The 11,845-nt window shown below is 45.5% G+C and carries 9 protein-coding genes; 2 read left to right on the top strand and 7 right to left on the bottom strand.

Annotated features, from left to right (window positions below; translation table 11 throughout):
* Positions 1 to 92: 92 nt before the first annotated feature.
* Both D7V92_RS13305 and D7V92_RS13300 read right to left on the bottom strand, forming a co-directional pair.
* Positions 93 to 1,421 (bottom strand): DUF4493 domain-containing protein, encoded by a 1,329-nt coding sequence (locus D7V92_RS13305; RefSeq protein ID WP_121773056.1) that lies wholly within the window; start codon positions 1,419 to 1,421, stop codon positions 93 to 95.
* A complete protein-coding gene (locus D7V92_RS13300; RefSeq protein ID WP_233572848.1) occupies positions 1,418 to 2,269 on the bottom strand; it encodes a DUF4493 domain-containing protein in 852 nt (283 codons plus the stop codon). Before D7V92_RS13300 ends, D7V92_RS13305 begins: the two co-directional genes overlap by 4 nt.
* Positions 2,270 to 2,682: 413 nt before the next feature.
* Between D7V92_RS13300 and D7V92_RS22085 the strand changes: the two genes are divergently transcribed.
* A complete protein-coding gene (locus D7V92_RS22085; protein WP_158598891.1) occupies positions 2,683 to 2,859 on the top strand; it encodes a hypothetical protein in 177 nt (58 codons plus the stop codon).
* 276 nt (positions 2,860 to 3,135) lie between these two features.
* Positions 3,136 to 3,984 carry an AraC family transcriptional regulator gene (locus D7V92_RS13295; RefSeq protein ID WP_008774338.1) on the top strand — a complete coding sequence of 283 codons (849 nt, stop codon included), beginning with the start codon at positions 3,136 to 3,138 and terminating at the stop codon, positions 3,982 to 3,984.
* Positions 3,985 to 3,992: 8 nt separating this feature from the next.
* Here the strand turns inward: D7V92_RS13295 and D7V92_RS13290 are convergent, their stop codons facing one another.
* From D7V92_RS13290 to D7V92_RS13270, 5 genes are all read right to left on the bottom strand, one after another.
* Positions 3,993 to 5,531, bottom strand: a complete 1,539-nt coding sequence (locus D7V92_RS13290; protein ID WP_121773055.1) for a YifB family Mg chelatase-like AAA ATPase — start codon at positions 5,529 to 5,531, stop codon at positions 3,993 to 3,995.
* A gap of 60 nt (positions 5,532 to 5,591) precedes the next feature.
* Entirely contained in the window at positions 5,592 to 6,692 is a 1,101-nt protein-coding gene (locus D7V92_RS13285) for a TlpA disulfide reductase family protein (protein ID WP_036633470.1), read from the bottom strand.
* A 189-nt stretch (positions 6,693 to 6,881) separates the two neighbouring features.
* On the bottom strand, positions 6,882 to 8,489 hold the full coding sequence (gene pckA, locus D7V92_RS13280; RefSeq protein ID WP_005860732.1) for a phosphoenolpyruvate carboxykinase (ATP): 1,608 nt from the start codon (positions 8,487 to 8,489) through the stop codon (positions 6,882 to 6,884).
* Between the two features lie 414 nt (positions 8,490 to 8,903).
* Positions 8,904 to 9,920, bottom strand: a complete 1,017-nt coding sequence (locus tag D7V92_RS13275; RefSeq protein ID WP_005860730.1) for a 2-oxoacid:ferredoxin oxidoreductase subunit beta — start codon at positions 9,918 to 9,920, stop codon at positions 8,904 to 8,906.
* Positions 9,921 to 9,923: 3 nt separating this feature from the next.
* On the bottom strand, positions 9,924 to 11,777 hold the full coding sequence (locus D7V92_RS13270; RefSeq protein ID WP_121773054.1) for a 2-oxoacid:acceptor oxidoreductase subunit alpha: 1,854 nt from the start codon (positions 11,775 to 11,777) through the stop codon (positions 9,924 to 9,926).
* Between the last annotated feature and the right edge of the window lie 68 nt (positions 11,778 to 11,845).

Here is an 11,845-nt window from a genome sequence, read left to right as displayed (position 1 = left end):
CTTCATTTTGACAAGAACTAAATGCCCAGAAACAAAACAGAAGCAAGTATATCGAAAACATCATATATCTCATACTCATATCCCTTGCGTAATTATTCATTTATCGTAATCTTCAACGTCTGTTCTTTAGTAAATTTCCCGTTCACATCCGTGATAACAATATGAAACTCGTGAGCCTTACCCTCATCAGTAGCACCTGTCATATCCAAGAACTGGAAGAAGACACCTATTGGGAAAGTGTATGTCTTTGCTCCTTTAGCAGGAGCGGGAGGTAATCCCATACTTGTCAACAGATTTGTAAAATCATTATTACCAACAAGATTAACACCGCCGTCTACAAAACTCTGCCCGTCCATGCTCAAATCTGCCAATATACCATTAAATCCTGCATTTCCCCCATCAATAGTAACCAATATACTTTCCAATCCGGCAGGAGCAGCAATCAGAGCATCCGCACTAGCTGGTTGATTCCCCTCGGAAAGAGAATAAGTAACATCCGCAGGCAAGGTCAACGATGGCTCCTCACCATCCCCCGGTTCCGGATTCACCGGATCCGTAGGCTTTTCCGGTTCCGTCGGCTTATCCCCAACCGGAATCTCCACCGCTTCCATTTCATCCTCGAAAGTGATCTCCACCTTCATATCAAACCCGGTAATTTTCCCGGATGCGTTCTCAACCACGCCCAGATTAAACACCAAGGCATCCCCACCGGTAAAGAAATTCGAACCGTCATCGTAACCCTCCACGGCATTTTTTCTCGAATACGTCCGCGATTGAGACTTAACTGTTTCGCCAGTCATTAAAGTAGCGTTGAAATTCACGGTCACCGTCTCCACGCCCTCCTCGAAATACCAATAAACAGGAGCAGGATTCGTCCCATCTTTCTCCGTAAACGGCAACGCCGTCTCCGATCCATCATCCACCGTGATTGTCCACGTTTTGAAGTTCGCAAGGAAATCAGCGTTATACACCACCTGCATCCGGCTGTTCTCCCGCTTGCAGGTCACGGTCTCTTGAAACGTTTTATTCGCCTCTACCTTAAGAGCCTTCTCCGTCCCGTAATAAGGAACGCTCATTTTCTTCTTCAACTCACCGGGAGTATGCGCCCTTATGCTATAGTTACCCACAGGCAAGGTAATCGACTCGGGCAAGTCTTCCCCCACGACATAATTGCGAATCTCCTCCTTGTTATCCTCATCCGTGCCATACACCCGGACAGGGAACCCATTCGTGCTTACGTCCGCACCTGTCTCCTCTCCGGCTTTCGTCTGCATCGATACCGGTGCTTTGGCCTGCACGCTCAGCTCCAATACACCCGTATCCTTGACACTTTTATTTCCTTTGATCTCCTCCCGCATCTCGCAAGAGGCCAGCCCTACCAGAACAAGGGCCGCAAAAATTATGACATTATGCTTTCTCATGACTTACTATCCTCATTTTTTGTCGCATCAATCCATTCGGTAGGAATCTCGATTGGTATCTCATGATCCACCGTTGTCTCATCAATCGTGATCTTGATACCCAGCTGCCCAAAAGAAGAAGAGTAATTCGGGGCCACGCTTAACGTCCACGATTTATTACGCGATAATTTATAGGTTTTCACGACCGTTCCCTCTTTCGCATCACCGGCCGGTTCATATTCCTTCTTAGCAGTCAGGTGGATTGTAGCGGTCACGGTCTCACCACCGGACGGCAACCATAAATACCAAGGGTCAATATCCACCTTTTCCCACCGGACGGTAGCCGAACTCGTCTTATATTCCACATAATAATCCTCGAAATAGTCGGCCATCTTCCCGTCAAACGCCGTTTTCACCTTTCCGCAAACCGGCATGCAAGTGAAACTAACCGAAGTATCCCCGCCTTCCACGTTAACAATGCTGGAACCTTCCACATAAAATCCGGCACGGGAAGATTTGGTATCCGCAGTAATCCCTCCCCCTTTGTAAAAAGCCTTCACAAGATACGAACCATTATCCAATGTGACAGATTCCGGATTAGCCGAATAAGTAAATTCCCTTTTCACGTTATCATCCATGTCCAAGATCTGCACCGTATATTGATTCAGATTCTTATACACAGCCTCATCTACTGCCTTTGTCTTACTATTGGAGGAAAAACCGGCATCAGCCACCAAGTCGAGCGTGATCGTCCCCGTCCCTTTCGCCACAGGCACTCCTCCCAACTCCTCCTGTTGGCAAGAGGCCAGCGACAGGCATCCGCCCAGCAGACAAGCCATCCCCCAACTCATAAATCTCATTTTTCTCATATTAATATCTTTAATATACTCACTCCTCAACAATAAGGATATTCAAACCCAAATTCAACTGCAAAAGAACAACATCCCAACAACACGTACAAGGTCTGTTTATATGATTACCTATTCTCTTTTTTAGATTTCACTTCTCACTCCCACACATACAGAAGTGTTTAAGAAAACAACTATGTCCGATTTTTGTAAGCCTCTGTTCTCTTTTTCAAATAGCACAAAGCGACAAGCCATCGCCTTGATCGTGGAAGAAAGATCGTTACAAAATGACAATTTGTAATCTTAACTCCCGAAGAATCGATTATTCCGGGTAAAAGTACGTGCCGCTCCCAAATTTTCAAGAAAAAAACCGCAATCCACTGTTTAATAGTTCTATAGCCCAAAACGGCCTTTTATTCTAGCGAAAACAATTCATGCTAATTCATATTCGAAGCGTAAAAAAGGGAGATCCGGGGGCAAGAATCGGGTTATACCAGTATACGAATGCCCATTCGCAACTACTCACGATCCAGTTCTCGGCTACTTACGATGCCCAACGGCAGTATCGGCATTGCCCAACGACACCTATCGTGCGTACTTTCGCCGCCTAAAAGGTATCCAAAACACGGTTTTCTCACAAAAAAGGCCGATTATTACCTGTGTACTCCCACTATTTTTGGAAGCCTAGAGAACAGTCTTGTCACGATATACGGATCCTTTTGATCAAAACGTCACAAAAGAAAGAATTCCGATAACAAATGTGCTTTCCGGCAAAAGCGGAGCTCAATCCTACCAAGTACAAGAAATATTCTGCGAAAAGACACGACAAGTCTTTGAAAATATCTACTTTTGTCAAGTATTCATGCTTAAGGAATGATAAGAGAGACATGGAAAAAGACATCCCTAAAATAGACCTGCCCCAAGATTGGGTCATCGGGAAGCTCACGGCCGGAGATATTGGATTGCTGAACCTCTACGCCAATTATCCCTGCCGGCTGAAAGCGGGGATCTTCGTGCTCTGTCTGGGAGGAGAGGTGGAGGCTTCTATCAACTTGACGCAGTTCAAGGTAGAACCAGGAAGTTTTATCACGATCTTACCGGGTAGCATTTTCCAGATTCATAAGGTAGATGGAGATCTGCAAATCTATTTCATGGGATTCTCGTCCGATTTCCTTAGTAAGGCAAGCGCAAGTAAATCGGGCATAGATATGCACTATATCGTGAAAGAAAATCCGATCTATCAACCAAAAGAAAAAGCACTACCTCTGTTGAAAGATTATTTCGAGTTGCTGATCAAGACGTACGATATTTGTGGCTCCCAATTGAACAGGAATGTTATCAATCATCTGTTTGGCGGTATATTAATGGGGGTTAGCTCCATGTATAAAGATCAAATGACAGATAAGGCAAATCTCTCTAAAGCAGAGCAAATCAGCAAGAACTTCACACAACTAGTAATGCAAAACTACACCATGCAACGATCCGTTGCATGGTATGCCAAGCGGCTTGGCATCACACAAGCGCATCTAAGCAGCATTATCAAACAAACCACCGGAAAAACTTGCGTGGAGATCATCACCTCCATGGTAATCATGGACGCAAAGGCTCAGCTGAAATCAACAAACCTTTCCATACACGATATAGCCTATGCCCTTAATTTCACGAATATGTCTTTTTTCGGGAAATACTTCAAGCGCCACGTGGGTATGAGCCCGCAGGAATATCGGAATAGTTAAGTTGATACTCACATTCCCCAATTCTCCCTATCCAAACTCCTATACTGTATCGCCTCCGCCAAATGCCGGACTTCGATATGTTCCGAATTATCCAAGTCCGCTATCGTGCGGGAGACTTTCAGGATACGGTCATAGGCACGGGCGGAGAGGCAGAGACGTTGCATGGCGGTTTTGAGGATGGAGAGGCCGGAAGCGTCGGGAACGGCGTACTGATGGAGTAGCTTGGAGTTCATCTGGGCATTACAATAAACACCCTCATAAGCGGCAAAACGCCCTTCCTGGATCGCACGGGCTTTTATGACCCGCTCACGGATAGCGATACTAGGCTCTGAGGGCTGTTGCTCGGATATCTTCTCGAAAGGGACAGGGACAATCTCTATCTGAATATCGATACGGTCCAATAAAGGGCCGGAAATGCGGTTCATATATTTCTGGACGGCTCCGGGAGAACAGAGGCAAGGACGGTCCGGATGGTTGTAGTAGCCGCAGGGACAAGGATTCATGGAGGCCACAAGCATAAAGCCGGCCGGATATTCCACCGTGAAACGGGCACGGGAGATATTGATCACTCGATCTTCCAATGGTTGCCGCATGACTTCCAAGACACTCCTGTTAAATTCCGGCAACTCATCCAAAAAAAGGACACCATTATGAGCCAAGCTGATCTCTCCCGGCTGCGGGAAAGTGCCACCTCCTACCATGGCGACATTAGAGATCGTATGATGGGGAGAGCGAAAAGGACGTTGTACCATCAAGGAGGCGCCACCTCCTATCTTACCGGCTACGGAATGGATTTTAGTTGTTTCCAAGGACTCATGCAAGGTAAAAGGGGGCAAGATCGTGGGGAGACGTTTCGCCAACATCGACTTGCCACTTCCGGGAGGACCTACCATGATCAGATTATGTCCGCCGGCTGCGGCCACCTCCATCGCACGCTTCACGTTCTCTTGTCCCCGGACATCGGAGAAATCGCAATCAAACAATTGCTGGCGGTCGTAAAACTCCTTACGGGTATCAATAACCGTAGGCCGCAATGTAGGTTTCCCCTCCATAAACTCCAGCACCTCTTTGATATTCGAAGCTCCATACACTTCCAGATCGTTCACCACCGCAGCCTCACAAGCGTTTTGCTTGGGTAAGATAAAGCCCTTAAAGCCTTCTTCCCTAGCCTTGATAGCGATAGGCAATGCCCCTTTTATCGGTTGGAGGCTCCCATCCATAGAAAGTTCGCCCATCAATACGAATTTGGATAAGTTGGATGAATCTATCTGCTCTGCCGCCGCCAGAATACCGATCGCCAAAGGCAGATCATAAGAAGACCCTTCCTTACGGATATCTGCGGGGGCCATATTAATAACGATACGATTACGGGGGAATTTATAACCACATACTTGAAGAGCCGAGATAATGCGTTCATGGCTCTCACGAACAGCCACGTCCGGAAGACCGACTAAAAAGAATTGGATACCTTTGGAACAGTTCACTTCTACGGTAACGACCGTAGCGGAAATCCCCTGCACGGCAGCGGCATAAGATTTTACTAACATAGTTAAGAATTTTGAGTTACTAATTACAAATTAAAACCGGAACCTCCTGTTTTCAATCGCTCAGTCTTCGAACAAGTTCTCCAGTGTTTGCTTGATCTCGATTCCATTCTCTGTTTTCATCAAGATCTTATGATCCTCATCTATCAAGAAACAGCGTGGCAATACGCTTACGTTATACAGATCTATCAACATAGCCGCTTGTCCGGCCGAATCTGTTACCAGATTCCACGCTATACTATCCTTCTTCAGTACATCCCGGACATTATCCGGATTATCGTCCAAGCTAACCAAAAGAATATCCAACTGATCTTTCGGATATTTCATCGCTACCTTATCCAGATATAGATCCTCTGTCTGGCACATATCACACCAAGGAGCGGTAAACGTCAGCAATAAATATTTCTGCGGGAAAGAGTCCAAACTTACCGTATTCCCATAAATATTCCTTACGGAGAAATCTGGGGCTTCCGCACCCAAAGCCGTACGTTTCGCACGGGCGCTATATTGCTCCAGCTCCTTCACCAGATAAAAGTCTTTCAACCTTGGATTCAACAACGCCAACAACTCATCAATTTTACGAGTATCATCGGGATCTGAGAAAAAAGATTGAATCAAGACAACGGATGCCTCTTCATTCGGGTTCTCTTTCACATACCGGATCGCTTCCTCGCTCAATTGCATATTAACATTCGCCAAACGAGCGGCGATATCCGTCTCCTCGATCGTATCGTTCAAATCCTTGCTATTTAAAGAATTTGATAAATTTGTCAATTCCGTCAATAAAGGAGCGATTTTCTTCTTAAAAGCGGTCAACTTATCATTTGTCCGTCCCCCCTTTACCTGCAATAGCAATGGAGAGTTAGCGTCGCCCGTGATTTTTACGGTTTCTCCCGGTTCCAGATAAGCCGTAACCCAATGCTCTTTATCCGCGAAGAAGATAGTCACACAATGGAAACCCGCTTCATTTTGATCGATCTGGAACTGCCCGGGTTTCGTACAAGCCACTGTATCAACTACTTTATAATTATCCTTCTCAAATACAGCATATACGGTTTGATCTTCCAGATTAGAAAGTTCCCCTTCAATCCGATAGACATAATCCTTGCCACAAGATGACAAACAAATTATAAAGCCAATAATAAGTGTCAGTTTTTTTATCATTACTCCTTTTTAAGCTCTTCTTATAACAGATAATCCGGTCTAAAGGTAGGAATATTTTTTAAAACTACTTCACATTTATAATAAAATTAACGCAGTTATCATAAAAAAAGCGCAGAATTAGTAATTCCACGCTTTTTTATAAAGATATTTTTAAACCTTGACCTTTTTTAATCAAGGTTTTTTAAGCAATTATAACTGAGGACCAGCAGCAACCAATGCCTTACCAGCTTCGTTGCCTGTGAACTTAGCGAAGTTCTTCTGGAAGCGAGCAGCCAAATCCTTCGCTTTCTCATCCCATTGAGCAGGATCAGCATAGGTATCGCGAGGATCTAAGATCTTCGGATCTACGCCCGGTAATGCAGTCGGAACCTCGAAGTCGAAATACGGGATCTTCTTTGTCGGAGCCTCGTTGATAGAACCATCAAGGATAGCGTCGATGATACCTCTTGTATCTTTGATAGAGATACGTTTGCCGCTACCGTTCCAACCTGTGTTCACCAAGTAAGCCTTAGCGCCAGTCATTTCCATCTTCTTAACCAACTCTTCGCCGTATTTTGTCGGGTGCAATGACAAGAAAGCAGCACCGAAACAAGCGGAGAATGTAGGAGTCGGTTCCGTGATACCACGCTCTGTACCTGCTAATTTAGCGGTAAATCCAGACAAGAAGTAGTATTGAGTTTGCTCCGGAGTCAAGATAGATACTGGAGGCAATACACCGAATGCGTCAGCAGACAAGAAGATAACTTGTTTTGCGTGCGGGCCTTTAGAAACCGGCTTAACGATGTTCTCGATGTGATAGATCGGATAAGAAACACGAGTGTTCTCTGTAACTGACTTATCAGCGAAATCGATCTTACCATCAGCGGCAACTGTTACGTTCTCAAGAAGAGCGTCACGTTTGATAGCGTTGTAGATATCCGGCTCGCTCTCTTTATCCAAGTTGATAACCTTAGCGTAGCAACCACCCTCGTAGTTGAATACACCTTCGTTATCCCATCCGTGCTCATCGTCACCGATCAACAAACGTTTCGGGTCCGTAGACAAAGTAGTCTTACCAGTACCAGACAAACCGAAGAAGATAGCTGAGCTCTTGCCCTCTTTATCCGTGTTAGCGGAGCAGTGCATAGAAGCGATACCACGCAACGGGTTCAAGTAGTTCATGATAGAGAAGATACCCTTCTTCATCTCACCACCGTACCAAGTATTCAAGATAACTTGCTCTTTAGTCTTCAAGTTGAAAACAGTAGCAGTCTCAGAGTTCAAGCCTAATTCTTTGTAGTTGTCAACTTTAGCCTTAGCTGCGTTGAAAGAAACGAAATCAGGTTCGCCGTAGTTAGCCAATTCCTCAGCTGTCGGACGGATGAACATATTAGTTACGAAGTGAGCTTGCCAAGCAACCTCCATGATGAAACGTACTTTCAAACGAGTAGCCTCGTTAGCGCCACAGAATGTATCGACAACGAACAAACGTTTGCCAGACAATTCTTTTACGGCTTTAGCCTTCAAGTCTGCCCAAGCAGCCTCAGAACAAGGCTTGTTATCATTCTTATATTCATCAGAAGTCCACCATACAGAATCTTCGCTGGCTTCATTCTTTACGAAAAATTTATCTTTAGGAGAACGACCTGTATAAATACCAGTCATCACGTTTACAGCACCTAGCTCAGTTACTTGGCCTTTCTCGAAGCCTTCCAAACTCGGTTTAGTTTCTTCTGCGAACAGAACATCATAAGACGGATTGTGAACGATTTCTTTCACATCAACAATTCCGTACTTGCTTAAATCTAAATTAGCCATCTTGAATTTAATTTAAATGATTGACTTTATATAACTTTTCTCTCTACTCTAGTTCGATACGGTGAGGCTTTCCGACCTTTTGGAGCTTGCTGCGACTCCACCTTGTTAACCGCGGTACAAAAGTAATATTTTTTTTTATCGTACACAGCTTATTAAGGAAATTTTTCAGTAATAATTACTCTTTTCCATGCAATTAACAAAACCCTTAGTCTATTTGTAATATGGAGTTTACAAATCATATACTTTTAGCTAGCATCTCAACTATTTCCGAAGTCGTCATCATAGGTATTCGCTTTTATTGTGACTGAAACAAAGATATATACTTTTTTCCGCACAAACAAATCCAGCGTATAAATATAAGAAAGGCGCAGGATAAATATCTTGCGCCTTCTCTTATATCCGATCAGAAATATATTACTTTACCTCCCAAATCTCACCTTTCATCAAAAGGTCGTGTAATTTACGTGTAGGATTCTTCGCTTGTACCTCCTCGATTTGCTGGTGAACAGCCTCATCATAGGTCGGTCCCTCCACATCTCGTATTACGCCTAACGCAATTGGCATATCACCGCTCATCATGGCAAGCATCATATGCAAGGTGTTATCCTTCTCATGGGCGTCGTGTACCAATACGTCATCCATCGTATAACCATCTTGTCCGATCGTTACGGATTTCAGTTTTAGGCCATCTAGCACAAGACCTTTATCCATGTTAGCGCCATAAACCATTTTCTCGCCATGGCGAAGGAAAATCGTACGATCCGCACGGTATGCCTTATCAACGATCCCCTTATGGATACCATCATTAAAGATCACGCAGTTTACCAACACTTCCGTAACGGAAGCGCCTTTATGACGGGCGGAAGCCGTCAATACCTCGGTCGTATTCTTCAAATCCACGTCAATCGTACGGGCGAAGAAATTACCACGGGCACCCAACGCCAACTCGGCCGGGATAAACGGATCTTCCACCGTCCCATAAGGAGAGCTCTTGGATACAAAACCACGGTCGGATGTCGGGGAATATTGCCCCTTCGTCAAACCATAGATCTTATTGTTGAAAAGAACGATATTCAAGTCGATATTACGACGGACAGCGTGGATAAAATGATTACCGCCGATAGCCAAGCAGTCGCCATCACCCGTAATCAACCACACGCTCAAGTCCGGGCGAGCCGTCTTTACGCCGGTAGCGATAGCCGCTCCACGACCATGGATCGTATGGAAGCCATACGTATTCATATAATAAGGTAAGCGGGAAGAACAGCCGATACCTGAGATAACTGCCATATTGTGAGGAGCCACTCCTACCTCGGCCATAGCCTTATGCAGGCAATTCAGTACCGCATGGTCGCCACAACCCGGGCACCAACGTACGTACTGGTCGCTTTTATAATCTTTCGGTTGAAATTTAGTTTCTTCTGTTGTCATCTTTTAAGCCTCCAATATTTTAGTGAATTCCTCAACTAATCTCGCAACGACAAAAGGTTGTCCCTTTACACGATTGAAGCGATACGGGTTAAATCCGGGTACCTTTCCACGTAAATAGTTAGCGAACTGGCCGTTATTTTGCTCAGCCACCACCACTTTCTTATACTTAGAAAGAACCTCAGCCGTATTCTTAGGCAGCGGGTTGATAAACTTGAAGTGAGCGAAAGCCACCTTCTTGCCATTCTCCTGCATCGTCTCCATCGCCTCGTAAAGGTGTCCGTAGGTTCCACCCCAACCAACGATCAATAAATCAGCGTCCTCATCTCCGATCACTTCCAGTTCGGGGATATAGTCGGCGATCTTATCGATCTTAGCCTGACGGGTCGTCACCATCTTCTGGTGGTTAGCCGGATCGGTAGAGATAGCGCTCGTCTCGTAGTCTTTCTCCAGACCGCCCAGACGATGAGCGAAACCTTCCGTTCCCGGAATCGCCCAGTAACGAACCAAGCTTTCCTTGTTACGACGATACGCCTTCCAAACTTTCTCGTCTTGATAATTAGCTACGTAATTCGGCTTAATCTCCGGATATTTATCCATTTCCGGAATTCTCCAAGCGGAAGAACCATTAGCGATAAAGGCATCGGTCAACAAGATAACCGGAGTCATATGCTCCACGGCCAACTTACTAGCCCAGAAAGCAGCATCGAAACAGTCGGTCGGCGTAGAAGCGGCGACTACCACTACAGGGCTCTCACCGTTACGGCCATACAGCGCTTGCATCAAGTCCGTTTGCTCGCTCTTCGTCGGCATACCTGTAGAAGGACCGCCACGCTGAACATCGATAATCACCAAAGGCAACTCAGCGATTACAGCCAAACCGATCGCCTCGCTCTTCAAGGCAAGACCCGGTCCGGAAGTAGACGTAGCCGCCAAGCAACCGGCGAAACTAGCTCCGATAGAAGTACAGATACCGGCGATCTCATCCTCGGCCTGAACCGTGATAACGCCTAAATCCTTACGTTTAGATAATTCATGTAAAATATCAGTAGCCGGAGTGATCGGGTAACTACCCAAGAACAACTGCAAACCAGCCTTCTCGGCAGCGGCTATCAAACCATAGGAAGTAGCCTTATTACCATTCACGTCCGTATAGAATCCGGGCTCGGCTTTCTTACTCTCGATACGATACGTAGAAACCGAGGCATGGATGTTATTACCATAATTATAACCGTCCGTCAAAGCCTTGATATTAGCTTGGGCGATAACCGGTTTCTTAGCGAACTTATTCTGCAACATGTGCATAGCCTCCTCCAGCGGACGCTCGAACAACCAGCAAACAAGTCCTAAGGCGAACATATTCTTACAGCGAAGAGCCGATTTATTGTCCAAGCCAAACTCAACCAATCCGTCTTTTACCATCGTAGAGATCGGAGCGGCAACAACCTGCACGCCAGTCAATCCCAGCTCAGTAAACGGATCATCGGTCGTAAACAAGGCCTTATCCAAATCACTTTTCTTGAAAGAGTCCGTGTCGATTAAAACAATCGCATTGGGTTTTAGGTGTTTTACGTTCACCTTCAGCGCGGCGGGATTCATGGCCACCAATACGTCGGCCTTATCACCGGGTGTGAAGATCTTGCGCGATCCCAAGTGCACTTGGAATCCAGATACACCACTTAGTGTTCCTTGTGGAGCACGTACTTCTGCCGGATAGTCTGGGAATGTAGAAATCTCGTTCCCGAAAACCGCGGACAGGTTTGAAAAGATTGTACCGGTTAACTGCATACCATCTCCCGAGTCTCCCGAGAAACGAATTACAACCTTCTCCAGCGTCTTAACTTTTGTCTGTTCTGCCATAATATACTTTATTAGCTTTATCGCTTATTGGTATTTAGATCGTCCGCAAAGTAAAGCATAAACTTTGC

This window comes from Parabacteroides sp. CH2-D42-20, from assembly GCF_003670185.1.
Lineage (GTDB): Bacteria > Bacteroidota > Bacteroidia > Bacteroidales > Tannerellaceae > Parabacteroides > Parabacteroides distasonis.
This window is presented reverse-complemented; position numbering and strand designations above follow the sequence as displayed.

Bases quoted from the DNA above. Each gene is read 5' to 3' on its own strand.
- D7V92_RS13305 (WP_121773056.1), bottom strand. From the start codon at position 1,421: ATGAGAAAGCATAATGTCATAATTTTTGCGGCCCTTGTTCTGGTAGGG.
- D7V92_RS13300 (WP_233572848.1), bottom strand. From the start codon at position 2,269: ATGAGAAAAATGAGATTTATGAGTTGGGGGATGGCTTGTCTGCTGGGC.
- D7V92_RS22085 (WP_158598891.1), top strand. From the start codon at position 2,683: ATGCTAATTCATATTCGAAGCGTAAAAAAGGGAGATCCGGGGGCAAGA.
- D7V92_RS13295 (WP_008774338.1), top strand. From the start codon at position 3,136: ATGGAAAAAGACATCCCTAAAATAGACCTGCCCCAAGATTGGGTCATC.
- D7V92_RS13290 (WP_121773055.1), bottom strand. From the start codon at position 5,531: ATGTTAGTAAAATCTTATGCCGCTGCCGTGCAGGGGATTTCCGCTACG.
- D7V92_RS13285 (WP_036633470.1), bottom strand. From the start codon at position 6,692: ATGATAAAAAAACTGACACTTATTATTGGCTTTATAATTTGTTTGTCA.
- pckA (WP_005860732.1), bottom strand. From the start codon at position 8,489: ATGGCTAATTTAGATTTAAGCAAGTACGGAATTGTTGATGTGAAAGAA.
- D7V92_RS13275 (WP_005860730.1), bottom strand. From the start codon at position 9,920: ATGACAACAGAAGAAACTAAATTTCAACCGAAAGATTATAAAAGCGAC.
- D7V92_RS13270 (WP_121773054.1), bottom strand. From the start codon at position 11,777: ATGGCAGAACAGACAAAAGTTAAGACGCTGGAGAAGGTTGTAATTCGT.